22 protein-coding genes are annotated in these 25437 nt (G+C 62.5%); 19 read left to right on the top strand and 3 right to left on the bottom strand.

Annotated elements, in window-relative coordinates:
* Positions 1 to 135: 135 nt before the first annotated feature.
* Positions 136 to 1098, bottom strand: a complete 963-nt coding sequence (gene ytfQ / locus LPJGGPFB_RS16785; protein ID WP_173421111.1) for a galactofuranose ABC transporter, galactofuranose-binding protein YtfQ — start codon at positions 1096 to 1098, stop codon at positions 136 to 138.
* A 237-nt stretch (positions 1099 to 1335) separates the two neighbouring features.
* On the opposite strand from ytfQ, the gene LPJGGPFB_RS16780 reads away from it, so the two are divergent.
* From LPJGGPFB_RS16780 to apnL, 7 genes are all read left to right on the top strand, one after another.
* Entirely contained in the window at positions 1336 to 2163 is an 828-nt protein-coding gene (locus LPJGGPFB_RS16780) for a phosphogluconate dehydrogenase C-terminal domain-containing protein (RefSeq protein ID WP_173421110.1), read from the top strand.
* A gap of 69 nt (positions 2164 to 2232) precedes the next feature.
* Positions 2233 to 3174: a D-ribose ABC transporter substrate-binding protein gene (locus LPJGGPFB_RS16775; RefSeq protein ID WP_173421109.1), complete on the top strand. Its 942-nt coding sequence runs from the start codon at positions 2233 to 2235 to the stop codon at positions 3172 to 3174.
* A 77-nt stretch (positions 3175 to 3251) separates the two neighbouring features.
* A complete protein-coding gene (locus tag LPJGGPFB_RS16770) occupies positions 3252 to 3896 on the top strand; it encodes a DUF2291 family protein (protein WP_173421108.1) in 645 nt (214 codons plus the stop codon).
* Positions 3893 to 5446: a sugar ABC transporter ATP-binding protein gene (locus LPJGGPFB_RS16765; protein WP_173421107.1), complete on the top strand. Its 1554-nt coding sequence runs from the start codon at positions 3893 to 3895 to the stop codon at positions 5444 to 5446. Before LPJGGPFB_RS16770 ends, LPJGGPFB_RS16765 begins: the two co-directional genes overlap by 4 nt.
* Entirely contained in the window at positions 5443 to 6507 is a 1065-nt protein-coding gene (locus LPJGGPFB_RS16760; protein WP_173421106.1) for an ABC transporter permease, read from the top strand. Before LPJGGPFB_RS16765 ends, LPJGGPFB_RS16760 begins: the two co-directional genes overlap by 4 nt.
* Before the next feature lie 3 nt (positions 6508 to 6510).
* Positions 6511 to 7545 carry a Gfo/Idh/MocA family protein gene (locus tag LPJGGPFB_RS16755; protein ID WP_173421105.1) on the top strand — a complete coding sequence of 345 codons (1035 nt, stop codon included), beginning with the start codon at positions 6511 to 6513 and terminating at the stop codon, positions 7543 to 7545.
* Positions 7542 to 9464, top strand: a complete 1923-nt coding sequence (apnL, locus tag LPJGGPFB_RS16750; RefSeq protein ID WP_173421104.1) for a D-apionate lactonase — start codon at positions 7542 to 7544, stop codon at positions 9462 to 9464. Before LPJGGPFB_RS16755 ends, apnL begins: the two co-directional genes overlap by 4 nt.
* On the opposite strand, the gene LPJGGPFB_RS16745 is transcribed toward apnL, so the two are convergent.
* Positions 9461 to 10192, bottom strand: coding sequence for a transcriptional regulator NanR (locus tag LPJGGPFB_RS16745; protein WP_173421103.1), 732 nt, complete (start codon positions 10190 to 10192; stop codon positions 9461 to 9463). The genes apnL and LPJGGPFB_RS16745 overlap by 4 nt on opposite strands.
* 169 nt (positions 10193 to 10361) lie before the next feature.
* Here LPJGGPFB_RS16745 and oiaX point away from each other — a divergent pair, with 169 nt between their 5' ends.
* The 7 genes from oiaX (at position 10362) to LPJGGPFB_RS16710 (ending at position 18325) form a co-directional block, all read left to right on the top strand.
* A complete protein-coding gene (oiaX, locus tag LPJGGPFB_RS16740; protein ID WP_173421102.1) occupies positions 10362 to 11618 on the top strand; it encodes a 3-oxo-isoapionate-4-phosphate decarboxylase OiaX in 1257 nt (418 codons plus the stop codon).
* Positions 11619 to 11646: 28 nt separating this feature from the next.
* Entirely contained in the window at positions 11647 to 12981 is a 1335-nt protein-coding gene (locus tag LPJGGPFB_RS16735) for a four-carbon acid sugar kinase family protein (RefSeq protein ID WP_173421101.1), read from the top strand.
* Positions 12982 to 13079: 98 nt separating this feature from the next.
* Positions 13080 to 13922, top strand: a complete 843-nt coding sequence (locus LPJGGPFB_RS16730; RefSeq protein WP_427858271.1) for an inositol monophosphatase family protein — start codon at positions 13080 to 13082, stop codon at positions 13920 to 13922.
* Between the two features lie 79 nt (positions 13923 to 14001).
* On the top strand, positions 14002 to 14613 hold the full coding sequence (locus tag LPJGGPFB_RS16725; protein ID WP_173421100.1) for a dual specificity protein phosphatase family protein: 612 nt from the start codon (positions 14002 to 14004) through the stop codon (positions 14611 to 14613).
* Entirely contained in the window at positions 14613 to 16334 is a 1722-nt protein-coding gene (locus LPJGGPFB_RS16720) for a metallophosphoesterase family protein (RefSeq protein ID WP_173421099.1), read from the top strand. Before LPJGGPFB_RS16725 ends, LPJGGPFB_RS16720 begins: the two co-directional genes overlap by 1 nt.
* Positions 16331 to 16627, top strand: coding sequence for a MurR/RpiR family transcriptional regulator (locus LPJGGPFB_RS16715; protein ID WP_173421098.1), 297 nt, complete (start codon positions 16331 to 16333; stop codon positions 16625 to 16627). Before LPJGGPFB_RS16720 ends, LPJGGPFB_RS16715 begins: the two co-directional genes overlap by 4 nt.
* 54 nt (positions 16628 to 16681) lie before the next feature.
* Positions 16682 to 18325 (top strand): Na/Pi cotransporter family protein, encoded by a 1644-nt coding sequence (locus LPJGGPFB_RS16710; protein WP_173421097.1) that lies wholly within the window; start codon positions 16682 to 16684, stop codon positions 18323 to 18325.
* 67 nt (positions 18326 to 18392) lie between these two features.
* On the opposite strand, the gene LPJGGPFB_RS16705 is transcribed toward LPJGGPFB_RS16710, so the two are convergent.
* Positions 18393 to 19379, bottom strand: a complete 987-nt coding sequence (locus LPJGGPFB_RS16705) for a LacI family DNA-binding transcriptional regulator (protein ID WP_173421096.1) — start codon at positions 19377 to 19379, stop codon at positions 18393 to 18395.
* Here LPJGGPFB_RS16705 and LPJGGPFB_RS16700 point away from each other — a divergent pair.
* From LPJGGPFB_RS16700 to LPJGGPFB_RS16680, 5 genes are all read left to right on the top strand, one after another.
* Positions 19378 to 19566: a hypothetical protein gene (locus LPJGGPFB_RS16700; RefSeq protein WP_173421095.1), complete on the top strand. Its 189-nt coding sequence runs from the start codon at positions 19378 to 19380 to the stop codon at positions 19564 to 19566. The two genes, LPJGGPFB_RS16705 and LPJGGPFB_RS16700, sit on opposite strands and share 2 nt — an antisense overlap.
* Before the next feature lie 434 nt (positions 19567 to 20000).
* Positions 20001 to 21854, top strand: coding sequence for an ABC transporter permease (locus LPJGGPFB_RS16695; RefSeq protein WP_173421094.1), 1854 nt, complete (start codon positions 20001 to 20003; stop codon positions 21852 to 21854).
* Entirely contained in the window at positions 21854 to 22987 is a 1134-nt protein-coding gene (locus LPJGGPFB_RS16690; protein ID WP_173421093.1) for an ABC transporter ATP-binding protein, read from the top strand. Before LPJGGPFB_RS16695 ends, LPJGGPFB_RS16690 begins: the two co-directional genes overlap by 1 nt.
* Positions 22988 to 23121: 134 nt before the next feature.
* Positions 23122 to 24186, top strand: coding sequence for an ABC transporter substrate-binding protein (locus LPJGGPFB_RS16685; protein ID WP_173422195.1), 1065 nt, complete (start codon positions 23122 to 23124; stop codon positions 24184 to 24186).
* A gap of 33 nt (positions 24187 to 24219) precedes the next feature.
* On the top strand, positions 24220 to 25353 hold the full coding sequence (locus LPJGGPFB_RS16680) for an ABC transporter substrate-binding protein (protein ID WP_427858284.1): 1134 nt from the start codon (positions 24220 to 24222) through the stop codon (positions 25351 to 25353).
* The last annotated feature ends 84 nt before the right edge of the window (positions 25354 to 25437 follow it).

The raw sequence follows: 25437 nt of genomic DNA, 5'->3' as shown, positions 1-25437 counted from the left end.
CATGCCGGCCCGACGTCAACCCGCGGCGAGAACGAGGTGGGCGTGCCCGTTCCATCGCTCAAACCCGCGGTGCCGATCGCCCGGCTTGCGACAACAGGTGCCGACGGTTTGCGCCGGCGCCTGTCGTGTCTGGGATCAGTAACCGAGTCCCTTCTTGGCTTCGTAGATCTTCGTCGGATCATCGGCCTGGGTGTAGAGCTTCGATTCCGTCTGGATCCACTTCGGCGGCTTCGTTCCGTCCTTCTGGAACGCGGCGAGCGCGTCGAAAGCAGGACCGGCCATGTTCGGCGTCAGTTCGACGGTCGCATTGGCTTCGCCTGCCGCCATCGCCTGGAAGATATCCGGGACAGCATCGATTGAGACCACGAGGATGTCCGTGCCCGGCTTCAGGCCGGCTTCCTTGATCGCCTGGATAGCGCCGACGGCCATGTCGTCGTTATGGGCGTAAAGTGCACAGATGTTCTTGCCGCCGTCCTCGGCCTTGAGGAAGCTTTCCATGACTTCCTTGCCCTTGGTACGGGTGAAATCGCCAGTCTGGCTGCGCACGATCTTCAGGTTGTCGTGGCCGGAAAGGGCCTGCTCGAAGCCCTTCTTGCGGTCGATAGCCGGCGAAGAACCTGTCGTGCCCTGGAGTTCGACGATGTTGCACGGCTTGCCGGCAACTGTGTCGGCAAGCCACTTGCCGGCGACATTGCCTTCATGCACGAGGTCCGAGGTGACGGCGGTCATATAGAGGTCGTCGGAGGCGTCGACGGTCCGGTCGAGCAGGATGACCGGGATTTCGGCGTCCTTGGCTTCCTGAAGGACTTCGTCCCAGCCGGTGGCGACAACAGGGGCAAGCAGGATGGCATTGACGCCCTGTGCGATGAAGGAGCGCAGCGCCTTGATCTGGTTTTCCTGCTTCTGCTGGGCATCGGCGAATTTCAGGTCGATGCCGCGCTCTTGAGCCTGCTGCTTCGTCAGCGTGGTCTCCGCCGCGCGCCAGCCGGACTCCGAGCCGATCTGCGAGAAACCGACGACGAGATCTGCGGCAGATGCGCTGCCGAACGTGCAGGCAGCAAGGATCGTTGCACTCGCGAGTGCTTTGGCGAATTTCATGGTTTCCTCCCAAAGAAAGCTGCTCTCCCAGCAGCAAACTCAAAAAATCATATAATAATACTTTTGTAAACTCACGTTTGAGGACAAGCTCGGCAGAGGCGCACCGGAAGATGCAAAAATCCGGATGCTGGTCCTCGATTGACCCGAAAGTGCGCAATGGATGATGATATGCTTATTGACTCATTATACCAGTTGCGCGTATGACTTCGGTCACAGGATCTGATTGGGAGAGACGACATGACCTCGATTGCTTTGTTCGGCGCTGGCGGCAAGATGGGTTGCCGACTGGCCAAGAACCTCAAAGGCTCGCGTTTCGATGTGCGCCACGTCGAGGTGAGCGAGCTTGGCCGCGCGCGTCTGGCAAAGGAACTCGGCCTCAGCACAGTGAATGTCGAGCAGGCGCTTGATGGCGCTGACGTCGTCATTCTCGCCGTGCCGGATACCGCGATCGGCAAGGTTGCAGCAGGCATCGTCGATCAATTGGCGCCGGGCACGATGGTCGTCGTCCTCGATGCGGCAGCACCTTTCGCCGGCCACCTGCCCGAGCGCGACGATCTCACCTACTTCGTCACGCATCCCTGCCATCCGCCGATCTTCAACGACGAGACGGAGCTTGCCGCGCGCAAGGATCATTTCGGCGGCATCGCCGCCAAGCAGCATATCGTCTCTGCGCTGATGCAGGGGCCTGAGGCCGACTATGCCAAGGGCGAAGAGATCGCCAAGCTCATATGGGCGCCGGTCATGCGCTCTCACCGCGTCACCGTCGAGCAGATGGCCCTGCTGGAGCCCGGTCTGTCGGAAACCGTATGCGCGTCGCTGCTGGTCGTCATGCGCGAGGCGATGGACGAATGCATCGCCCGCGGCGTGCCGCGCGAAGCGGCGCGGGATTTCCTGCTCGGGCACATGAACGTGCTCGGCGCGGTGATCTTCGACGAGGTCGAAGGTGTCTTTTCCGATGCCTGCAACAAGGCGATCGAGTTCGGCAAGCCGATGCTGATGCGCGACGACTGGAAGCGGGTGTTCGAGCCACAGGAAATCACCGACAGCATTCGCCGCATCACCTGATGGTGCGCACGAGACATCGGAGCCGGTGAGGCGGCTCCGATCACCATTCAACCTGGGAGGAGAAAACTGATGAAACTGACACGCAGAATGACCATCGCCGCCTTTGCGGCGTTCCTGGCAGCGGGCTCGGCCATTCCGGCCTATGCCGCTGATTTGATCGCGATCATCACGCCATCGCATGACAACCCGTTCTTCAAGGCGGAAGCCGTCGGTGCCGAGGCCAAGGCCAAGGAACTGGGCTACGAGACCCTCGTCCTCGTTCATGACGACGATGCCAACAAGCAGTCGCAGCTGATCGACACCGCCATCGGCCGCGGTGCCAAGGCGATCATCCTCGACAATGCCGGATCCGAAGCCTCGATTGCTGCGGTTCAGAAAGCCAAGGATGCGGGCGTTCCCTCCTTCCTCATCGACCGTGAGATCAACGCCACCGGTGTCGCCGTCTCCCAGATCGTCTCCAACAACTATCAGGGCGCCCAGCTCGGCGCCGAAGAGTTCGTCCGCCTGATGGGCGAGAGCGGCAACTATGTCGAGCTGCTTGGCCGCGAGGCCGATCTCAACGCCGGCATCCGCTCGAAGGGTTACCACGACGTCATCGGCGAATATCCCGAGATGAAGATGGTCGCGCAGCAGTCGGCGAACTGGAGCCAGACCGAGGGCTACAGCAAGATGGAGACCATCCTGCAGGCCAATCCCGATATCAAGGGCGTGATCTCCGGCAACGACACCATGGCGATGGGCGCAATCGCCGCGCTTCAGGCGGCCGGGCGCAAGGACGTCATCGTCGTCGGCTTCGACGGCTCCAACGACGTCCGCGATTCGATCAAGTCGGGCGGCATCAAGGCGACCGTTCTGCAACCGGCCTATGCCCAGGCGCAGATGGCAGTCCAGCAGGCCCACGACTACATCACGACAGGCAAGGGTCCGGCGGAAGAAAAGCAGCTGATGGATTGCGTGCTGATCAACAGCGAGAACGCCGGCCAGCTCGAGACCTTCGCTCTCGCCGACTGATCCTCAACTGATCCTTCAGGCGCGCGACGACGCAGACCGCCATCGCGCGCCATCGTCCTGTCACGGAGTAGTCCTCGATGCCGAAGTTGAAGGCCGCGGCTGCGCTTGCACTTGTCTGTGCGATCGCTCTGTCGGGTTGCAAGATCATCAAGACGCCCACGGCGGAGGAGGCTGCCGAGGCCGCGTCCGGCGGCTTCAATCCCGATCGTATGGTCGCCGAAAGCTGGGACACGAAAGTGGTGCCCTACCTCGACAAGAAGGCCGGCGGCTTTCAGGAGGTGGCCGCACTAGCTTCAGGCAATCCCGAGGCGGCGGGCGCGAAATACGGCCACAAGGAAAAGCAGGGAAGCGCGCCCTGGACGTTTGCGACCCGCCTCACCGGCACCATCGTTGCAGCCGAAACGAAATCGCGATCGGCCTATGTGGATGTCGACGCGGATGGTGACGGCAAGGCCGATGCCCGCGTGCAGATCGGGCCGGCGATCCGCGGCACGGCGATCCGCGACAGCCTCGACTTCGTCAATTTCAACGAATTCAAGAACCAGATCGAGTGGGCGCAGTACGGCAAGTCGTTCAACACCCATGTCAACGGCCTCGTTCTGGAAAAACTCTCGCGCGACGGGCTCGTCGGCAAGAAGATCGAAGCCCTGGGGGCCTTTCCGCTGCCGACCAAGGGACAGTTGCCGCTGTTCGTACCCGTTCAGTTGACGGTGAGCGAATGACCATGCACCCGGGAAAAGACGACGCGTGCGTGCTACGCCTGGAGGATGTGACCAAGGTCTATTCCGGGATCGTCGCGGTGCGCCATGCCAATCTGGCGCTGCGGCGCGGTGCCGTGAACGTGCTTGTCGGCGAGAACGGCGCCGGCAAGTCGACGTTGATGCGGATCATTGCCGGGGTGGAGAAGCCTTCGATCGGAAGGATCCTCATGGACGGCGAGGAGGTCGAGTTTCATTCGCCGGCCGACGCCCAGCGTCATGGCATCGGCATGGTATTTCAGGAGCTCAATCTTTTCGGCAACCTGTCGGTGGCCGAGAACATCTTTGCCACGCGCGAGATCATGCGCGGCGTTCGCGGCATTGATCATCGCGCACAGGTCGAAAAGGCCAATCATTTCCTCGACAAGCTCGACGCCGGCATCAACGCCGAGACGCTGGTGGAGGACCTTCCGATCGGCCAGCAGCAACTGGTCGAGATCGCCAAGGCGATCTCGCTCGATACCCGAATCCTTATTCTCGACGAACCGACATCGGCGTTGTCGGCGGCCGAAGTCGATGTGCTCTTCAAGGTCATCGGCGAGTTGAAGGCGCAAGGGGTGGCGATCGTCTACATCTCCCACCGCCTCGAAGAACTGATGCGCATCGGCGACTATATTACCGTCCTGCGCGACGGCCAGATTACCGGGCATGCCATGGTCCGCGACATCGACACCAAGTGGATCGTCCGCTCGATGATTGGCTCCGACGCCAAGGATTTTGCCAAGTCCGTCGATCATCGCCTCGGCGAGGAAATATTCCGTGCAGAGGATATCTGCCTGCCGCGCAAGACAGGCGGTCTTGCTGTCGATCACGTCTCGATCTCTGTGCGGGCAGGTGAAGTGCTCGGCATCTATGGATTGATGGGGGCAGGGCGCAGCGAATTCTTCGAATGCGTGATGGGCCAGCATGCCCATTCCACCGGCAGCATTCGTGTCGGTGGCGTCGAGGTCGCCGGTCGCGATACGTCGCGCCGGATCCGGGAGGGCCTGGCGCTGATCCCGGAGGACCGGCAGCGCGAAGGTCTGGTCCAGGCGCTCTCGATCGCCAGCAACCTGACGCTGGCAAGCCTCGATCGTTTCGTGCGCTTCGGTTTCCACATCGCCGGCGAGCGCGAGCGGTCGGCCATCAAATCGGCGATCCGTGATCTCTCCATCAAGGCCCCCAACCCCGACTTCGAAGTGACCTCGATGTCGGGCGGCAACCAGCAAAAGGTGGTCATCGGCAAGGCGCTGATGACGGAGCCGAAGGTTCTGCTGATGGACGAGCCGAGCCGCGGCATCGACGTCGGGGCCAAGGCGGATGTGTTTCGCACGATGCGGCGCCTGGCGGGCGAGGGGCTCGCCATCCTCTTTTCCACCTCGGACCTCGAGGAGGTGATGGCTCTGTCCGACCGCATCGCGGTCATGAGCAACGGCCGACTGGTCGCCGTGATCGACCGCCGGGACGCGACCGAAGAACTGATCGTCAAGGCTTCGGCCGAAGGACACAAAACGACAAGGGAACTCGCCCAATGACGACGGCAACCACGACCACCGACGCGACGGACGTTTCCAGCGGGTCGGTCCTGTTGACCCTGATGAAGCTCAGAACCTTCATCGCCTTGTTCGCGGTGATCGCTTTCTTCTCGATCTTCGCGCCGAACTTCCTGTCGACGGCCAACATCATCCTGATGTCCAAGCACGTGGCGCTGAACGCGTTCCTGGCCATGGGCATGACTTTCGTCATCATCACTGGCGGCATCGACCTGTCGGTCGGGTCGATCGTCGGGCTCTGCGGCATGGTGGCCGGCGGTCTCATCCTCAACGGCATCGACCTGCAGTTCGGTTTCACCGTCTACTTCAACATCGTCGAGGTTTGCCTGATCACGCTTGCCGTCGGCGTCGCAATCGGCGCGATCAACGGTCTGCTGATCACCAAACTCAACGTGGCGCCGTTCATTGCCACGCTTGGCACGCTCTATGTTGCACGCGGGTTCGCGCTGCTGTCGTCGGACGGCCAGACGTTCCCCAACCTTGTCGGCAAGCCGGAGCTTGCGACCACGGGCTTTGCCTTCCTCGGGTCGGGGCGTGTGCTCGGCCTGCCGGTTTCGATCTGGATCCTCATCGTCGTGGCGCTGGCAGCCGCCTATGTCGCCAAATACACGCCGATCGGCCGCCACATCTTTGCCGTTGGCGGCAACGAGCGCGCCGCACGCATGTCGGGCATCCGGGTCGACCGGGTGAAGATGTTCGTCTACATGTTCTCGGGCTTCTGCGCGGCGATCGTCGGCCTTGTGATCTCGTCGGAACTGATGGCGTCGCATCCGGCGACCGGCAATTCGTTCGAACTGAACGCGATCGCGGCGGCTGTTCTCGGCGGCACGTCGATGTCCGGCGGGCGCGGTACCATCGGTGGCACGATCATCGGCGCCTTTGTCATCGGCATTCTGTCGGACGGGCTCGTGATGATGGGGATCTCCTCCTTCTGGCAGATGGTCATCAAGGGCATCGTGATCATCGTCGCGGTGGTCGTCGATCAGGCCCAGCGCCGGCTGCAGCAGCAGGTGACCTTGATGCAGCTTGCGAAGAAGGGTTGAAGGATGACGGAATTGAAAGGTGCACTGATCGGTTGCGGTTTCTTCGCGGTCAACCAGATGCACGGCTGGAATGACGCTGCGGGCGCGCGCATCGTCGCGATCTGCGACCGTGATCCGGCGCGGCTGCAGATCGTCGGCGACACCTTCGGCATTGAGCGACGCTATAGTTCCGCAGAAGCGCTGTTTGCCGATGGCGGGTTCGATTTCGTCGACATCGCGACGACGGTTGCCAGCCATCGCCCCCTGGTGGAGATGGCGGCGGCAAACGGCGTGGCGACGATCTGCCAGAAGCCGTTCGCGCCGACAATGGAAGACGCTGCCGCGATGGTCGCTGCCTGTGACCGGGCTGGCGTCGCCTTCATGATCCATGAGAACTTCCGCTGGCAATCGCCGATCCGGGCGGCGAAGGCCGCAATCGACAGCGGCGCGATTGGCGAAGTCTTCTGGGGACGTGTCAGCTTCCGCTCTGCCTATGACGTTTTCTCCGGCCAACCTTACCTTGCCACCGGCAAACGGTTCATCATCGAGGATCTCGGCATTCATGCGCTCGATATCGCCCGTTTTCTGTTTGGCAATGCGACGGCTGTGACGGCGCGCACGCGACGGGTCAATCCTGCGATTGCAGGCGAGGATGTCGCAACGATGATGCTCGATCACGCGGCCGGCATCACCTCCATCGTCGATTGCAGCTATGCGACCCGGCTGCCGGTCGAGCCTTTCCCGGAAACCTTGCTCGAAGTCGATGGCAGCAAGGGCACGCTCCGCCTGTCGCAGAGTTACCGCCTGTCCGTTCACTCGCCGGATGGAACGGAGGTGAGCGACGTGCAGCCTCGCCTTCTGCCCTGGGCCTCGCGGCCGTGGCACAACATTCAGGAAAGCGTCGGTCTCATTCAGCGGCATTGGGTCGAGTGTCTGCGCGACGGGCGCGAACCCGACACATCCGGTCGCGACAACCTGCAGACCTTTGCACTGGTCGAGGCGTCCTATCTCAGCGCAGCGGAAAAGCGCACCGTGCCGCTCGAGGAATTCCTCGGATGACGCTATCGCGCGCGTTTGTCCTGTTCGGTTCCGACGAGAGCGAGCCGCCCGTGCAACGCCTGCAAGCGGGGCAACTGAGCGTCGACCTGGTGGGCGGCAATCTGCGCACGATCCGGTTTGCCGGACGGGAGGTTCTGCGCGGCATTTCGTTCCTCGTTCGCGATCGCGATTGGGGCACCTGCGAAGCGGTGCTGGACGGCGTGCAGATCGAGGAAATCGCTGGTCACGCTACCGTCCGCTACACGGCCCGGTTCGCGGCGCCGGACGGGGCCGTTCTTCGCTGCGATGCGAGGATCGCGCTCGACCCACAATCCGTCACTTTTGCCGCGGAGTTCACGCCCGATCGCGATTTTGAGACGGCGCGCGCCGGGTTCGTCGTGCTTCATCCGGTCGTGGGCATCGCCGGCAGGCCCGTTGCGGTAGAGCATGGCGACGGCACGATCGAGCGGGCCATTTTTCCTGATTTCATCGAGCCTTGGCAGCCGTTCAAGAGCATTTCGGCCATCACCCATGAGGTCGCGCCCGGGGTCACGGCCGAGTGCCGTATGACCGGCGATGTCTTCGAAATGGAAGACCAACGCAATTGGACGGATGGTTCCTACAAGACCTATGTTCGCCCACTGGCACTGCCCTGGCCCTATATGCTGAAGGCGGGCGAAATGCTTCGTCAGTCGGTTCGGCTGACAATCACACAGTCCGCTCCGTCGGCCGTCGCGGATGAACGGGTGGGTGGAGCAATCGAGATTTCGCTCGCCGAGAACGGCCAGACGCTCCCCGAGATCGGCCTTGGCCTGCGTCCGGAGGATCTGACCGAGGAGCTGCGCCATGCGGGTCTCGTAACCGAGCTTGGTGCCCGGCACCTGATCTGCCATTTCGATCCGGGCGCCCGTCATGGGAGCGAGGCGCTTTCAGGCTTCCGGAGAATTGCGCAGGCGAGCAGCGCCAAGGTGACCCTCGAGTGCGTCTTGCCCTGCCGACAGCCGCTCGACGAGGAACTGCGGGCGATCGCGGCTGATGTCGAAAAGACCGGGCTCACGCTTTCGAGCATTGCGGTGTCGCCTTCGGTCGATCGCCAATCGACGCCGCCCGGAAGTGTCTGGCCGGATTGCCCGCCACTCGAAGCGGTCTATGCGGCGGCGCAGCGTGCGTTTCCCGGACTGCCGCTTGGTGGCGGAATGTTCAGCTACTTCACCGAGCTCAATCGCAAACGCGTACCGCCCGAGCCATTGTCCTATCTTACTCATTGCACCAATCCGATCGTCCATGCCGCAGACGATCTGAGTGTCATGCAGACGTTCGAAGCCTTGCGTCATGTGACGCGTTCAGTTCGCGCGATCTATGGAGAAAAGCCCTACCGCATCGGCCCATCGACGATCGCGATGCGCCAGAACCCCTATGGCAGCGCCACCAAGGACAACCCGCTTGGCCGGCGGATTGCCATGGCGAACAGGGACCCGCGGCACAACGCCCTCTTCGGCGCCGCATGGACGCTTGCCTATGCGGCGACGGTGGCCGATGCCGGGCTGGAGGTGCTGACGCTCTCGACGCTTTGCGGCCCGTTCGGTCTGATTGCCGCCGCCGGAGAACCGGTGAGGGAAGGCGGAAAGCGTCCGCTCTTTCACGTGCTGAAGTGGCTGGCGGAATTGTCGGGCCGTGCGGGCGTGGCGGTCGAAACCAGCGCTGCGGACGCGCTTGTCGGTATCGGCGCGGTTACGGATAGCGGCAGAACGGTGCTTCTGGCGAACATCGGTCCGCAGGCTCAGATTGTGACTATCGGTCGAATCGGTAAGTCAAAACTTACCGTTCTCGACGAGAACTGGATGCGAGAGAGCTCCGGTGAGCCGAGGGCCGTCGACCTTTGCGGAGAAAGCATCCGGTTGCCCGCCTATGCTGTTGCCCGCGTCGACATTCCCCGTTAGCCGTTGGCGCCTTCAGCCTTGCCCTTCAAGGCGTAGAGGGCGCGCGAGCGCTCGAGGTGTTTGATCATCGCCTGTTCGGCATCGTCGGGATTGCCGCGGCTGATGCAGTCGATGATCTCTTCGTGCTCGGCGAGTGTGTGGTTCTCACGGCCTGTCCAGATCAGCATTTCCGTGTGGTATTCCTTTAGCCAGCCCAGCATCGCTTCGCTGACGGCGGTGTAGATGGGGTTGCCGGAAATCTGCGCGATGCAGCTATGGAAGGCCATGTCGGCGGCGATGAAGGTTTCGGAATCGCCAAGCGCGTCGCGTTGGCGGGCGAGCGTGTCCTTCAGCGCGGCGACATCTGCCGCCGTTGCGCGGCTCGCGGCTTCGCGCACCATGCCGCGTTCGAAGAAGATGCGCGCGCTCTTCAGATGTTCGAGCGAATCCGAGGAACCCGACAGCATGATCTTCGCGGCCACGTCCATTTGGCGGAAGAGCGACTTCGGCGTAAGCTTGAGCACCTTGGCGCGTTCGCCATGCGAGATCTCCACAAGGCCCATATTCGCAAGGGCTTGCATCGCTTCGCGGATCGCCGGTCGGCCGACCTGAAACCGCTCCATCAGCATGCGTTCCGACGGCATCTCGTCGCCGGGCTGCAATTCGCCGCTTTCGATCAAGGTCTTCAAACGGGCGAAAACCTCGTCGGAGAGTTTCCTGCGAACAATGGGTTCTGGCTGGCTGATCATGTGAACTCCACCGGTGCCTGAGCGTCTGTCCTATATGCACGATTCCAGCGGATAAGGAATGGTTCGCATGGCGACGCCCGCTCAGAGATTCTTCTTGCACAACTGAGATACTCATTATACCAGTTTGATGGCAAGAGCCACTCCTTTCGAGCCGAAGAGAGAACCGCCCGTGATACGCATGACCTACCGGATAGAGAGCGCCGGCGACGTGGAGGCGCTCGCCGCGAAGATCGCCAGCGACCAGTCGACCGGGACCTTCGTCGCCGTCCCCGGAGAAACCGAGGAACTGAAAGCGCGGGTGGCCGCGCGTGTCGTCGCCATCCGGCATCTCGAGCCGACAGACCGGCCATCTCTGCCGGAGGAAGCCGGGGAGGCGAAGCGCTTCAACCGGGCGGATGTCGACGTCTGTTTTCCGCTCGATGCCGTTGGCACCGACCTTTCGGCGCTGATGACGATTGCCATTGGTGGCGTCTATTCGATCAAGGGCATGACCGGCATCCGCGTCGTCGACATGAAACTGCCGCCAGAGTTCGCGGCTGCCCACCCCGGACCGCAATTCGGTGTCGATGGCAGCCGGCGGCTGACCGGCGTTGCGGGGCGGCCGATCATCGGCACGATCGTCAAGCCGGCGCTTGGGTTGCGACCGCAGGAGACGGCGGAACTGGTGGGCGAACTTTTGTCTTCAGGGGTGGATTTCATCAAGGACGACGAAAAGCTGATGAGCCCGGCCTACTCCCCGCTGAAGGACCGGGTTGCGGCGATCATGCCGAAAATCCTCGATCACGAGCAGAAGACCGGCAAGAAGGTTATGTATGCCTTCGGCATCTCGCACGCTGATCCCGACGAAATGATGCGCAATCACGATCTGGTTGCTGCTGCCGGTGGCAACGCTGCCGTCGTCAATATCAACTCCATCGGCATGGGCGGCGTCGCCTTCCTGCGCAAACGCTCCAAGCTCATCCTGCACGCCCACCGCAATGGCTGGGATGTCTTGACCCGTCACGGCGGACTCGGAATGGAATTTTCCGTGTGGCAGCAGTTCTGGCGCCTGCTCGGTGTCGATCAGTTCCAGATCAATGGCATCCGCGTCAAGTACTGGGAGCCGGACGACAGCTTCGTGAAATCGTTCAAGGCCGTCAGCACGCCGTTGTTTGCGCCGCAGGATTGCCCGCTGCCGGTCGTCGGCTCCGGGCAATGGGGTGGTCAGGCCCCCGACACCTATATGCGGACCGGCGGATCGACGGACCTTCTCTATCTCTGCGGCGGCGGCATCGTCAGCCACCCCGGCGGTGCCGGGGCGGGCGTCCGGGCGGTTCGTCAGGCCTGGGAAGCGGCCGTTGCCGGCATCTCGTTGGCCGATTATGCCCGCGACCACATTGAGCTTGCCCAGTCCCTTGAAAAGTTCGCCGATGGCAAGGGCGCCTGAGCGAATGCAAATCGCAGCGAGACCTTCCATGCAGACACCTTTGCTCAGCTTTTACGGCGACGACCTGACCGGTTCCACCGATGTGATGGAGGCGCTTGCGTCTCAGGGCGTCGACACGGCGCTGTTCCTGAAGATCCCGGATGCTTCACTCCTTGATCGCTTTTCGCATTGCCGTGCCTTCGGTCTTGCCGGCACGAGCCGCAGCCAGACGCCGGGCTGGATGGATGACAATCTCGCTCCCGCCTTCGCCTGGCTGAAATCTCTCGGTGCGGTGATCACACATTACAAGGTGTGCTCGACCTTCGATTCCAGCCCGCAGCTCGGCAGCATCGGCAAGGCCATCGAAATCGGTCGCGACATTTTCGGGGCGGCGGCGGTGCCGCTCGTCCTCGGCGCGCCGCAGATCCGCCGCTATACCGCGTTCGGCAATCTGTTTGCCGCCTATCGCGGTGAGACCTACCGGATCGATCGCCATCCCGTCATGAGCCGGCACCCGGTCACGCCGATGAACGAGGCGGATGTTCGCCTCCACCTCGTTTCGCAGACGGCACTTCGCTGTGGTCTTGTCGACCTTGCGGCGCTTAAGGCGGCCGACGCGGATGCGGCGAGCGATCGGGTTCTTGCAGCCGGCGACGATATTGTTCTGTTCGACGTGGCCGATGAAGAGACCCAGGCGGTCGTCGGGCGGCAGCTCTGGCGCTTGAAGGCGCCGTCTGGCCAGTTCGTCTGCGGATCGTCGGGTGTGGAGTATGCGCTGGTGAGGGAATGGCAACGGCTTGGCCTGCTGCGCGCGGCACCCACTTTTGCTGCGGTCGGGCGCGTCGATCAGATTGCGGTCGTATCCGGCAGCGTGTCGCCAACGACCGAGCGGCAGATCCGTCATGCGGTCGACAACGGTTTCGAAGGCATCGCGCTCGACGCGGTGGATTTTGCGGGCGTAGATGGAGCTGCGGCTCTTGAGGCCGCAGTCGTACGCGGTCTGCAGGGCCTCGCATCCGGTCGTAGCGTGATATTCTATACGGCGCTCGGGCCGGCGGCCGATCGCGGCGCTGCCCTGTCGCTGGAGGACGGCTCCCGCCATCGGCTTGGGGAGCGGTTGGGAGCACTGCTGCAGCAGCTTGTCACGCGTGCCGGCCTTCGTCGCGCCGTCATCGCCGGCGGCGACACGTCCAGCCACGCGCTCGGCAAGCTGTCGGTTGACGCCCTGACGCTGCGGTTGCCGCTGCCGCAATCTCCTGGCTCGCCGCTTTGCGTCGCGCATAGTCACGATCCCGCTGTCGATGGCCTCGAAATCTCACTCAAGGGCGGACAGATCGGCCAGGACGACTACTTCTCGATCATCCGCGATGGCCGCGTGGCTTAGACGTTCCGTCCATCCTCGTGATTGAAGCCGGGAATGGGGCTTGTCACCAATGAACGCGTGTGCAAAGATGCTCGCGTGTGCAAAGGAGCCATGCCCGAATGAACCTGGAACGACCATTCTATCCGAACGATCTGCAGGGTCGGGCAAAACTCTGCCGCGACGTCATCCTGTCGGCCGGTGCGCTCGTGCTGCGGGGCTTCGAGGAGAGTGCGAGCCGCGGCTTCTCGATGAAGGGTCCGCAGGACTTTCTGACCGAGACGGATGCTGCATCCGAGGCGCATATTCGCAAGGCGATTGCCGAACACTTTCCCGACGACGGCTTCTTCGGTGAGGAAGGCGGTGGCTCGATCAGCAATCGTCTCTGGGTGGTCGATCCCGTTGACGGCACGGCCAACTTCGCCCGCAGCATCCCGCATTTCTGCATTTCGATCGCCTATATCGAAAACGGCCGGGCGGAGATCGGCGCCATCTACAATCCTGCGCTGGACGAGCTTTATTTTGCCGAGCGTGGCGTCGGTGCGACCCGCAACGGCCAGCCGATTACAGTCTCGGCGACTACAGCGTTCGAGACTGCGTCGGTGGAGATGGGCTGGTCCGGCCGTGTGTCCAACGAGATCTACCTTGAAACCATCCGCGACCTCTTGGCGCTCGGCACCAATGTCCGCAGGGCTGGCTCCGGCGCGCTGGCGCTCGCCTATGTCGCTGACGGTCGTTCCGATGCCTATATCGAGCTGCACATGAACTCCTGGGATTGCGTTGCCGGCTTGCTGCTGGTTGCCGAGGCCGGCGGCGACGTCTGCCCCTTCATGGAAATCGGCAGTCTTCGCCATGGCGGGCCGGTGCTCGCTTCCGCCCCCGGTATTGCCCCGGGGATCAGCCAGGCGTCGCGGATACCGATCGCGTCGGCGGACGCGCCAGTGGCTGAACTCCGGCTCGCATGAGCGACCGCGTCAAAGAATAAAGACTGAGAATTATGGGTGGCATGTCTCTCGGCGCCGCCCGACCTCGAAAGGATACGGCATGGATGCACCTGTTTACGCGCGACCGGCAATCAGCCTGATCGCCAAGGGCCTGGGTCCGCACAAATCAGACCTCTATATCGGCGGCAGCGATGGCGCACGCGATCTTGATCTGCTCAAGCGGCACGGCATCTCTGTGGTCGTCAACTGCGCGATTAATCTCGATATCAATTGGGTGCGTGAGGCCGACGTTGACGGTGGCGGCGATCTGCGGCCCAGCGGCTATGCCGACATTCGCTACTACAAGCTTGGCCTGATCGACGGAGAAGGCAGCCCTGATACCATGATGCTCGGCGCCTACTACATCCTGGATGGCGCCTTGCGTCAGGCGATGCCGAAGCGTGAAACCTATCCCTTTGCGGATGGCGGCAATGTGCTGGTCAATTGCCGTGGCGGACGCAGCCGGTCGGTCTCGCTCGTGGCGCTGTTCCTGCACAAGCAGCAGCCGGAACTGTTCCCGACGCTCGACGCCGCCGTCGCCCATATCCGCGAACATCGCGAATTGCGTCCCGACGAATGGTTCGAGACCCCCAAGCCGATGCTCTACAACGCGGCACGCCGTGCGTCTGAATGGATCGACATGATCGCCGGCAAGACATCCGGGCAGGACTGATGTTGAAACGCAGCGAGCCGAGCATCGCCGTTATCGCCGACGCGCATTTCCACGACCTTGAAGGCGACTTCGATTTCCCCGGCATGACCGTCGACGGCCAGCGGATGATGGTTCGCAGCTGGGCGGAAACGCGGCAGTCGACCCGTGTTTTCAACGAGAGCGCCAGGGCGCTTTCGGTGGCGCTGGACGCGGTGCGCGAGCGTGGCATTCGACATGTCGTGCTGCTCGGGGATTACACCGACGACGGCCAGCGGCAGACGACGGCGAGCCTGCGCCGCATCCTCGATCGGCATGCGAGCGAGCATGGCACCGCCTTCTATGCCCTTCCGGGCAACCACGACATTTTCGGCCCGACGGGGCGCAACCACACCAAGGAATTCCTGGATCAGGACGGTGCCGGCGTCTGGGTGACGAGTGATCCGGCATCGACGGCCGAGGGCGCCGTCGTGACTCAGCGCATGTATTGCGAGGGCTACCCGTCCGGTCTCGGACCGATGGCTGCCTACGGCTATTTTCGCAAGCCGGACTACCTGCATTGGGAAACGCCGTTCGGTCTTGCCGACGACGTTGAAAGCCGGCGTTACGAGGTGGCTTCGCCGGATGGAAGCAACCGCTATGCGTTGATGGACGCCTCCTATCTGGTCGAGCCGGAGCCGGGCATCTGGTTGTTGATGATTGACGCCAATGTGTTCGAGCCACGGGATGGCACGTTTGAAGGCGGCCAGGAGGCCGCTTTCGTCGACAGCACCGCTGCCGGCTGGAACGCCATGCTGCGTCTGAAACCCTTCATCGTCTCGTGGATAGCCGATGTCTGTGCGCGGGCAGAGGTGCTGGGCAAGACCGTGCTCGCCTTTTCGCACTATCCGGCGCTTGATCCGTTCGACGGCGCGACCGGGGCCGAGCGCGTTCTTTTCGGGGAAACCAATGTCGCCCGGCGCACGCCGCGCGAGGCTGTCGCCGATGCCCTGCTTGGCGCCGGGCTCGCCGTGCATTTCAGCGGTCATCTTCATGTCGAGGGCGTAACGCGGCGCGGGCCTGCCGCGCGTCAGATCACCAATGTGGCGGTGCCTTCGCTGGTCGCCTATCCGCCGGCCTTCAAGATCATTCAGCCTGTGAACGACGGCATCGTTGTTGATACCGTCGAGCTGCAGGCAGCGGCTCTGGATCCGCGTCTTGCGCCGGCCTATCGCCGCGAGACGGAGCAGCTCGCGGAAGCGGACGACCTCGCTTTCGGCGCCGAGGATTACGGCGCCTTCCTGAGGGCTCATAAGCTGGCATTGGTTCACCACCGCTATTTCCCCAAGGAGTGGCCGCAGGATGTGGTGAACCGCGTCTCGAAAGCCACGCTTGCAGGTATCTGCGCGGAGTTTCTCGATGCTGACGCGGCGGCGCATACCTTGCACGCGCTTGCAAATGCATGCGGAATGTCGAGCGAACAAATCGCCGCCTGCCGCATGATTGATGTCATCGCCGATTGGTACTGCCTGCGCCAGGCGGCTCACCTGGCGCTGCCTGCGATACCGCAGGAGCAACTGCGACTTTACCGCGCCCTTTCCATAAACTTCGGCCGCGCGCCGGAAACAGGGTGGGACGGTTCTGTCGCCGGTTTCCTGTCGATCTTCCTGGGTGCGTTTGCTGCCTTTCTCGACCGGGCGGAAAACGGTGCGCGGCAGATCGAGATCACCTTGCAGCGAGACGCGAAGGAGGTTGTTTGCCCATGAACGAACAGTCGCTTGAATTGCCCGGCTGGAGGCTGAAGCCGCCGGCAAGCGTCCCGGAGTTGAAGGAGGCGTTTCGCCTTGGCGCCCGCCGGCTCAAGGGCGGGCGGCTCGAAGTCGCCAAGTTTGCCCTGTCCCATCCCTATGACATCGCCTTTGCCAGCGCACGGGAAGTGGCTGAGCGTGCCGGCGTCTCGACCACGACGGTCATGCGGCTGATCAGCGATCTGGGCTTCGAGAAGTATGCCGCGTTTCAGCAGTTGTTCCGCGAGGAGTTGCGGCGCGGCAGGCAGTGAAACGACGCCCGGCGCGGCGACGGGCAGAAAAGATCGTTCGACTGGAGTGCGTTCATGGAATCGACCATCGTCAGCATCAATCTCTTCGGCGCCGTGGCGTTGCTGCTGTTCGGGCTGTCTGAGGTCAAGAATGGCGTGCAGCGCGCCTTCGGCGCCAGGCTGAAGTCCGGACTGGCCGCCGGGACGCGCGACGGCGTGCGCTCTTTTCTCGCCGGTCTTTTCGCAACGGTCGCGCTGCAGAGTTCGACCGCGACGGCGCTGATGATCGCGTCTTTCGCCGAACGCAATCTCGTGGCGCCGCGTATGGCGCAGATCGTGCTTCTGGGCGCCAATGTCGGCACTGCGATGACGGCGTGGATCGTGTCGCTCGGGATCGGCTGGCTCTCGCCACTTCTCATTCTGGTCGGCGTTATCCTGTCGCGCGGAACCTCGAATGCGCGAAAGGGCGGTGGTGCTGCCCTGGTCGGCATTGGGCTGATGCTGTTGTCGCTGCATCTGATCGGTCTTGCAACGGAACCATTGCGCGCATCTGCGGCGCTTTCGGCCTTCCTCGCGATGCTCGACAATGCCTGGCCTGTCGCGCTCATCTTCTCGGCCATGCTGGCGGTCTTGGCATCCTCGAGCCTTGCCGTCGTCGTCCTCATCCTGTCGCTTGCGGCAACGGGCGGCATTTCCACGGGGCTCATTATCGTCCTGGTACTTGGTGCCAATCTCGGCGGCGCCGTGCCGCCGGTTCTGGCGACGTTGCGCTCACCGATCAGCGCCAGGCGCGTGACGATCGGCAATCTCATCGTGCGCGCCATCGGCTGCCTCGTCGCCTTGCCGCTTGCCGGCTACTCCGCGCAATTTCTCGACATCCTGCCGCTGTCGCATGACAAGCTGCCCGTCGATGCCCATCTCATCTTCAATCTGGCGCTAGCGATGCTGGCCTGGCCACTGTCGCGACCGCTCGCAGCACTGACAGCGCGGTTGTTGCCGGACGCGGCGCGGATGTCGGATGTGCCGAGCTATCTCGACGAGGAAAAGCTCTCGACGCCGGTCGCAGCCCTTGCCGGCGCCAGCCGCGAGGTCCTCGCCGTCGGTGATCTGATCGAGAGCATGCTGGTCCAGGCCAGCGACGCGCTCCAACATGCGGACCCCTCGAAACTGGCCGGCATCAGCACGCTCGAGGGCCGGGTGGACCGGCTGCAGCATCAGATCAAGGTCTATGTCTCGCGCCTCGGCCAGGCGGAGATCGGAGAAGACAACCGGCGGCGGGCAATGGATGTCGTCGACTACGCCATCAATCTCGAGCATATCGGCGACATCATCGAAAAGGGTCTGCTGGCCGAACTGGCAAAGAAGATTTCGCGCGGCTTGGCGTTTTCGCAGGATGGCCATGAGGAACTGACGCGGCTCTTTGCGATTACGCTCGACAATCTGCGCATGGCACAGACGGTGTTTGCAACGCGTGATGCAGGCCTGGCGCGGCGGCTGGTGGAAGTGAAGGAAGATGTGCGCCGGCTCGAGCGGCAATCGGCCGATCGGCACCTGCAGCGCCTGCGCGACGGCCGGGCGGAAAGCATCGAGACCAGTTCGCTGCACCTCGACATGTTGCGCGACCTCAAGCGCATCAACGCCCACATCGCATCGGTTGCGCACCCAATCCTCGACGACAGCGGCCTGCTGATCGAAAGCCGCATCCGCCGGGCCGGTTGATCGCTATCCCTTTGTTTCTCCACGTTTCCTGACAGGAAATCGCTTTGAACTTTTCCTGGAAATGCTTCTAGCGCACCGTCTTCCGCTCGATCATCGAGACGGGCACCACCTGTAGCCGGGTCGCGGGTTCGTCGGTTTCGAGCGCCGTTAGCACGTTGTCGGTCAAGGTCGACAAGGACTGGACGATGGTCGTCAGCTCGTAGCTCTTCCAGCCGGCTTGCGGAATATCGTCAAAGCCGATGACCGAGACATCCTCAGGCACGCGTCGATGCATTTCAATGCGGGCGGCATCGAGGAAGCCGAGCGCCAGGAGGTCGGTAACGCAGAATGCCCCGTCGATCATCTTGTCGCGCAAGATTTCGCAACCGGCCTGATAGCCGCTTTCGTAGCCGGTCGGACCGTCCGACCAGGCGACCACTTCGACGCCGGCCGTCTGCATCCTTTGTGTAAATGCCGTTGCCCGGCGGACCTGGGCGGGCGTCTGGCTGGCGCTGGAGACGACCGCAACCTTCTGGCATTTGGCGGCAATCAGCCGAAGCGCGGCAAGATCCGCGCCGTGCGAATCGTCGCTCAGCACCATGTTGGTGTCGGTTCGGTCAAGCCGCTGATTGACCAGGATCAGCCGCACACCATTGGCAATGCACTCGTCGACGATCGAGGACGGAGGCTCGCCGGACAGCACGACGATCGCCTGGGCACGGAATTCGAACAGCAGTTCGATCAGCGGTGCGATATCCTTGCGGGCATCGGCGGCATTCAACAGCAGGCACTGAAGTCCGCGCCGGAGCAGGCCGATGCTCAAGAGATCGAGTTGTTTGGAAATGAAGGGCGCGCTGAGATTGGTGCCGACGACGCCGATCAGGTTGGAGCGGTCGTTGTTCAATCCTTGAGCCAGCCGGTTGACTCGATAGCCGAGCTCGCGCGCAGCCTTCAGCACCTTGCGCCGGACTGCCTGGGAAACGCTGGCACCCGGTGTAAAGGTTCGCGAGACCGCCGAGCGCGATACGCCCGCACGCTTTGCGACTTCCTCTGCCGTAACGAACCCTCGTGCCATGGTTTTCCTCAAGAATCAGTTCGGGGTCATCTGGGCCACAAAAGCCGTTTCATTCCAACGAAAAAGTGTCGTTGGCCTTGGTTGGTGCTGGCCGCCGAACGCCTCGCGCGCGCTGCAAACCCGACTGTTTGCCTCAATGTTCCGCATGCCGCTGGAGGCGTCTCGGCTGATGGTCGCGATGCAGTGATCACGTGTTCGAAGAAAGTCGTAACAGAGCAAAAAAATATGCAATAAAAACAATGATATAGATCATTGCGCACGTGTGCATTTTTTTGTTGACAAGCGAAGCCTCTCAATGGATCATGCATTCCATAGGCGGTTCTGAAATGGAATTTTCGTTCCGCCTATGTTCGTGGTGTTGGCGACAGCTTCTGAGGAGTGGCTGGAGGCCATAGGACCCGATCCGGACAGGATCGTTTGAACGGGGTCGGTCGCGAACAGGGAGGATTGGATCGATGACGACGCATCGCGTTTTCGCGGCAGATTGCCCAGCCCGACATGGGGCGGGGGTGGTGCCCGTGCGACTTTGCCTGATCTCCCCGTTCGCATGTTGGCTCGGCCGCGAGGCGCCCGGCGCACAGCCGGATCGTGTTGCGAGGCGGGATCTCAAGGGGACAGAGCATGGCTTTTCTAAGTGATTCAGCGAAGGCGTCGCCGACAGCGGGCGGCGAGGCGTCCGCGCCTTCGGCCTGGCAGGTCTGGCGATACCGGTTGAAGGTCGCCTCGCGGGAGCCGACGACATTAATCGGCGTGCTGACGGCGCTGCTCTTCACCTATCTGATCGTCGTGCCGATCATCTCCATCGTGCTCGATGCCGTGCGTGTCCAGTTCGGGCATGAGCGCCGGCTCGGCAAGGATTTCGGCGATCTGACGCTCTATTATCTCGACCGGACATTCACGTCCCCGGTCTCCGTCGATCTCTTCTGGCGACCTCTGTTTAACACGCTGTCGGTTGCCGTCGGCGCGATCCTGCTGTCGCTGTTGATCGGGACAATTCTTGCCTGGCTGATCAGCCGCACCGACATGTTCGGACGGCGCTGGTTCGCGACCGCGCTGATCGTGCCCTACATGCTTCCCGCCTGGACCTTCGCGCTCGCCTGGACGACCCTGTTCAAGAACCGCACGGTCGGTGGCCAGCCGGGCTGGTTCGAGGCGCTCGGGTGGACGCCGCCGGACTGGGTTGCCTATGGCCGCTTCCCGATCACCATCATCCTTGCCCTGCATTACACCCCCTTCGTCATCCTGCTGTTCGGCTCGGCGCTGCGGCGCTTCGATTCCCAGCTCGAAGATTCTGCCCGCATCCTCGGTGCCAAGCGCTACCAGGTGGCAATGCAGATCATCCTGCCGCTGATGCGGCCGGCGCTGATGTCGTCGATGATCCTGATTTTTGCAAAGTGCCTGGGCGAGTTCGGCGTGCCCTATGTGCTCGGCTTGCCGGTCAAGTTCGAGGTGCTCTCCACCTCGCTCTTCCGCAGCATCGCCTCACGCCAGACAGGTGTCGCCGGTGTCGTTGCCGCCTCCATCATGCTGATCGGCATCATCACCCTGATGATCGATGCCCGACTGGTGCGCGAAGCGCGCCGCTTCGTCACCATCGGCTCCAAGGGCTCGATGAACCGGCAGAGCCGACTCGGCAAACTGAGGCTGCCCGCAACGGGTTTTGCCGCAACCATCTTCATGCTGAGCGTCGGACTGCCGCTGCTCACCCTGTTCCTGTCGACGGTCATGAAGCTGCCGGCACAGTTCACGCTCGACAACTTCACGCTCGACTACTGGATCGGGCAGGACCTGCACACGGTGGCGCTGCAGACAGGCGTACTCCTGAGCCCTGATCTCTGGGCGGCGGCTAAGAACACGCTGATGATCGTCGGCCTTGCCTCTATCGCGTCCGGCATCCTCGGCCTGCTTGTCGGCTATGTCGTCATCCGCACCCCGGTTCGGGCGCTGTCGGTCTACCTGCGTCAGGTGACCTTCCTGCCCTATCTGGTGCCCGGCATTGCCTTTGCTGCCGCCTACCTATCGCTCTTTGCGGTTCCAAGAGGCCCGATGCCGGCGCTTTATGGCACGGTCACCATCCTGGTGCTGGCGCTGATGGCGGACCAGATGCCCTACGCCTCGCGGGCCGGGATCTCGGCCATGACCCAGCTTGGTAAGGACCCGGAAGAGGCAGCCCAGATCGCCGGCGCCGGCTGGTTCCGCCGGATGATGTCGATCGTCATCCCGATCCAGAAGGGCTCGCTCGTCACCGGTGTGCTGCTGCCGTTCATCTCCGGCATCAAGGGCCTCAGCCTGTTCGTCATCCTCGCCGTGCCCAGCACTGATGTCCTGACGACCTATTCGCTGCGGCTTGTCGATTACCACTACACCCAGGCGGCAAACGCGGTCGTGCTGATCATCGCGGCAATCGCCTATCTCGGAACACTGGCAGCCCAGAAGCTGACCAAGACCAATCTTGCAGAAGGACTCGGAAGCTGATGCCCACTATCAATCTGCGCGGCGCCCAGAAGAATTATGGCGTCAACTCCGCCAATGCCGTCTCCAACCTCGATCTGGAAATCCGCGACGGAGAATTCATGTGCCTGCTCGGCCCATCGGGCTGCGGCAAGACGACGACCTTGCGCATGATCGCGGGCCTTGAAAACCTGTCGGGCGGCGAGATCCGCATTGGCGACCGGGTGGTCGATTCCATCTTCGAAGGCGTCTTCGTGCCGCCGGAGAAGCGCGAAATGGGCCTAGTCTTCCAGAGCTACGCGCTCTGGCCGCACCTGACCATCGAGCGCAACACCGACTTCGGCCTGCGGCTGCGCAAGCTGCCGAAGGCCGAGCGCGAGGCCCGGGTCGAAAAGGTCATGCAGGCGCTCGACATCGCCAAGTACCGCGACCGCTACCCGTCGCAGCTTTCGGGCGGCCAGCAGCAGCGTGTGGCCCTTGCCCGCATGCTTGCCGTCAATCCGGGCGTGCTGCTTCTCGACGAACCATTGTCGAACCTCGACGCGCGGCTGCGGCTCGAGATGCGCGCCGAACTGAAGCGCCTGCACAAGGAATTCAAGACGACGATCGTCTTCGTCACCCACGACCAGTGGGAGGCGATGACGCTGGCGACGACCATCGCCGTGATGAACGAAGGCACGCTGCAGCAGATGGGCACGCCGAACGACATCTATGACCGTCCGGCCAATCGTTTCGTCGCCGAATTCGTCGGCAGCCCGCCGATCAACATCCTGTCCTTTGACAAGAAGGGTACTTCAGACGTCGCCAAGGAGGCGGAAGCTTACCTGTCGAGCCGCTACCCGAGCCTGCGCGGCATCGGCTCCGTCGGCATCCGCCCGGAGGCGCTCAGCTACGCGACAAGGAAGGAAGACGTTCCGCAGGGCAACTTCAGCGGCAAGATGGTCGTCACCGGTATCCTGCCGACCGGCGGCAGCTGGATCCTGGAGCTGAAGAGCGACAGCCACACGCTGTTCCTGACGACGCACGCGCTGCCGCGGCTCGAACTCGGGGAAAAGGTCCGGTTTTTCGCGCCGCCGGAGGCTCTGCACGTCTTCGACAAGGACGGCCAGCGCATTGCCGAGGCAGACAAGCTGCTGCGCAGCGCGAAGCTCAACTGACGACATTAATGATCGCATCAACCGAAAGACGAACACCGCTTACTGAGGAGGAGCAGTCGATGCATTTTCGGAAGAATGGAAGAACGGACAATACCAGGCGCTGCCTGTTGTGGACGACGGCCTTTGCCGGCCTCATGGCCGGGCAGGCGATGGCTGAGGAGGCCTTCGATCTGAATGCCCTGATCGAAGCGGCCAAGAAGGAAGCGCCGATCACCGTCTATGACAGCACCGGCAAGATCGTCGAAATGGCCAAGGCCTTTTCGGCCAAGTACGGCGTCGCAGCCGAAGGCTCCAAGGTCAAGGCGACGGCGCAGCTGGAAATGATCATCCGCGAGGCGCGCGCCAACAACATCCAGGGCGACGTTTCGATCATCAGCGATGCGCCGGCAGCGATGGCGCAGCTGATCCCGCAGGGCTTTGCCGAGAGCTGGCTGCCGCCGGACATGGTCTCGAAAATCCCGCAGCAGTACCAGAGCCCGCTGACGGTCGTGACCAGCGCCAACGTCTGGGCCTACAACACCGAGCTTTACGACAAGTGCCCGGTCACCAACATCTGGCAGCTGACCGGCCCTGAGTGGAAGGGCAAGGTCGCCATGCAGGACCCGCTCGGCAAGGCGTCCTATGTCGACTGGTTCAACCAGATGGCAAAACATGGCGATGACAAGGTCGCAGCCGCCTACAAAGCCCTCTACGGCAAGGAACTGGAACTCGACGACGGCAGCGCGACCGCAGCCTGGGTGAAGGCGCTTGCCGCCAATGCGCCGCTTCTGACGGATGCGGATGCCGCGGCAGCCGATGCCGTCGGTGCTCCGGGCCAGTCACAGCCGTTCATGGGGCTGATGAGCTCGGCGAAATTTCGCGATAATGCCGAGAAGGGCATGAAGCTCGGGCTCTGCACCGACCTGAAGCCCTGGCTCGGTTGGATGTATCCGGGCGTCGGACTGATCACCAAGGGCACCAACAGCCCGAACGCGGCGAAACTCTTCATCCACTACGTCATGACCGAGGAAGGCATCGCGCCGCAGGCGGCCGACGGCAAGATGTCGACCAACAGCGACGTCGCACTTCCGGCCGACGAACCCTCTGGCATCGGCAAGGTTCTCGATCAGGTTCTGCCCTATCAGATGGATACGAGCCTCGACGATTGGGATGCGCGCGAAACCTGGCAGGATTTCTGGCGGGTTAACTACCAGAAGTGATGGCTCAGCCGGGAGAGTGACGACATGACAGAAATGAAACGCAGCGCGTTGCGCGACCGCCCATTAGCCTGGGCGGTCGCAGGTAGCCTTGCTGCCATGACACTGACCTGTGGGCCGGCGAAGGCTGAAGAAGCCTTCAACCTCGACGCCCTGATCGAGGCGGCAAAGAAGGAGCCGCCGATCACCGTCTATGCGGTCACCGGCAAGATCGTCGACACGGCCAAGGAGTTCTCGGAAAAATACGGCGTTGAGGCGACAGGCAAGAAGGTCAACGAAGCCACGCAGGTGGAGTTGATGATCCGCGAACACCAGGCCGGCAACATCCTCGGCGACGTCAGCGTGGCAACCGACGTGGCATCGGCAATCGGACAGTTGCTGCCGGAAGGCATTGCCACCAGCTGGACGCCCCCGGATCTCGCCAAGGATATTCCTGAAGCGCAACGCAATCCTCTTGTTGTTGTCTCGGACCCTCACGTCTTCACCTACAACACCGAGAAATACGACAAGTGCCCTGTGACCAACATCTGGCAGCTGACCGAGCCGCAATGGCGTGGAAAGCTGGCGATGCTCGATCTCTTCGACAAGCCGCTCTATGCCGACTGGTTCAATCAGATAGAGACGCACCGCGACGCCGATGTCGCCCGCGCCTACCAAAGCCTTTACGGCAAGAAGCTGGAGACGAACGGCGAAAGCGCGACGGCTGCCTGGGTCAAGGCCTTTGCCGAAAATGGCCCGCTGCTGGCGGATTCCACGACGGTCGCCAATGCCGCCGGCGCGCCGGGGCAGGCCGAGCCGTTCTTCGTCATCACCTCGACGGCGAAGTATCGCGACAACCTGACGAAGGGCCTGAAGCTCGGCATCTGCGCCGGTGTCGAGCCGTTTTCCGGATTCCTCTATCCGGGCTTCGGCCTGATCGCGGGCCAAACCAAGAGCCCCAATGCCGCCAAACTGTTTGTCCGTTACCTGATGACGGAAGAGGGCATCGCGCCTCAGACCGAAGACGGGAAGATTTCGGGCAACTCGACGATCGGCCTGCCGGCCGATGAACCCTCGGGCGTCGCGAAGTATCTCGATCAATTGATGGCCTTCGATGCCGCAACGGCCGGCGACGACCTCGACAAGCGCGAGGCCTGGCAGGACCTCTGGAGAATAAACCACCGAAAATGACGTGACGGGCGGTGCCGATCACCGAGCGCTGTTTCCTTGGGAGGGGAAGCGATGACGACAGAAAAGAACAGAGTGCGTGGCATG

Source organism: Ensifer adhaerens (genome assembly GCF_013283195.1).
Lineage (GTDB): Bacteria > Pseudomonadota > Alphaproteobacteria > Rhizobiales > Rhizobiaceae > Ensifer > Ensifer adhaerens_G.
This window is presented reverse-complemented; position numbering and strand designations above follow the sequence as displayed.

Excerpts from the sequence above, each read along its gene's own strand:
- ytfQ (WP_173421111.1), bottom strand. The coding sequence starts at position 1,098 with ATGAAATTCGCCAAAGCACTCGCGAGTGCAACGATCCTTGCTGCCTGC.
- LPJGGPFB_RS16780 (WP_173421110.1), top strand. The coding sequence starts at position 1,336 with ATGACCTCGATTGCTTTGTTCGGCGCTGGCGGCAAGATGGGTTGCCGA.
- LPJGGPFB_RS16775 (WP_173421109.1), top strand. The coding sequence starts at position 2,233 with ATGAAACTGACACGCAGAATGACCATCGCCGCCTTTGCGGCGTTCCTG.
- LPJGGPFB_RS16770 (WP_173421108.1), top strand. The coding sequence starts at position 3,252 with ATGCCGAAGTTGAAGGCCGCGGCTGCGCTTGCACTTGTCTGTGCGATC.
- LPJGGPFB_RS16765 (WP_173421107.1), top strand. The coding sequence starts at position 3,893 with ATGACCATGCACCCGGGAAAAGACGACGCGTGCGTGCTACGCCTGGAG.
- LPJGGPFB_RS16760 (WP_173421106.1), top strand. The coding sequence starts at position 5,443 with ATGACGACGGCAACCACGACCACCGACGCGACGGACGTTTCCAGCGGG.
- LPJGGPFB_RS16755 (WP_173421105.1), top strand. The coding sequence starts at position 6,511 with ATGACGGAATTGAAAGGTGCACTGATCGGTTGCGGTTTCTTCGCGGTC.
- apnL (WP_173421104.1), top strand. The coding sequence starts at position 7,542 with ATGACGCTATCGCGCGCGTTTGTCCTGTTCGGTTCCGACGAGAGCGAG.
- LPJGGPFB_RS16745 (WP_173421103.1), bottom strand. The coding sequence starts at position 10,192 with ATGATCAGCCAGCCAGAACCCATTGTTCGCAGGAAACTCTCCGACGAG.
- LPJGGPFB_RS16735 (WP_173421101.1), top strand. The coding sequence starts at position 11,647 with ATGCAGACACCTTTGCTCAGCTTTTACGGCGACGACCTGACCGGTTCC.
- LPJGGPFB_RS16730 (WP_427858271.1), top strand. The coding sequence starts at position 13,080 with ATGAACCTGGAACGACCATTCTATCCGAACGATCTGCAGGGTCGGGCA.
- LPJGGPFB_RS16725 (WP_173421100.1), top strand. The coding sequence starts at position 14,002 with ATGGATGCACCTGTTTACGCGCGACCGGCAATCAGCCTGATCGCCAAG.
- LPJGGPFB_RS16720 (WP_173421099.1), top strand. The coding sequence starts at position 14,613 with ATGTTGAAACGCAGCGAGCCGAGCATCGCCGTTATCGCCGACGCGCAT.
- LPJGGPFB_RS16715 (WP_173421098.1), top strand. The coding sequence starts at position 16,331 with ATGAACGAACAGTCGCTTGAATTGCCCGGCTGGAGGCTGAAGCCGCCG.
- LPJGGPFB_RS16710 (WP_173421097.1), top strand. The coding sequence starts at position 16,682 with ATGGAATCGACCATCGTCAGCATCAATCTCTTCGGCGCCGTGGCGTTG.
- LPJGGPFB_RS16700 (WP_173421095.1), top strand. The coding sequence starts at position 19,378 with ATGGTTTTCCTCAAGAATCAGTTCGGGGTCATCTGGGCCACAAAAGCC.
- LPJGGPFB_RS16705 (WP_173421096.1), bottom strand. The coding sequence starts at position 19,379 with ATGGCACGAGGGTTCGTTACGGCAGAGGAAGTCGCAAAGCGTGCGGGC.
- LPJGGPFB_RS16695 (WP_173421094.1), top strand. The coding sequence starts at position 20,001 with ATGGCTTTTCTAAGTGATTCAGCGAAGGCGTCGCCGACAGCGGGCGGC.
- LPJGGPFB_RS16690 (WP_173421093.1), top strand. The coding sequence starts at position 21,854 with ATGCCCACTATCAATCTGCGCGGCGCCCAGAAGAATTATGGCGTCAAC.
- LPJGGPFB_RS16685 (WP_173422195.1), top strand. The coding sequence starts at position 23,122 with ATGGCCGGGCAGGCGATGGCTGAGGAGGCCTTCGATCTGAATGCCCTG.
- LPJGGPFB_RS16680 (WP_427858284.1), top strand. The coding sequence starts at position 24,220 with ATGAAACGCAGCGCGTTGCGCGACCGCCCATTAGCCTGGGCGGTCGCA.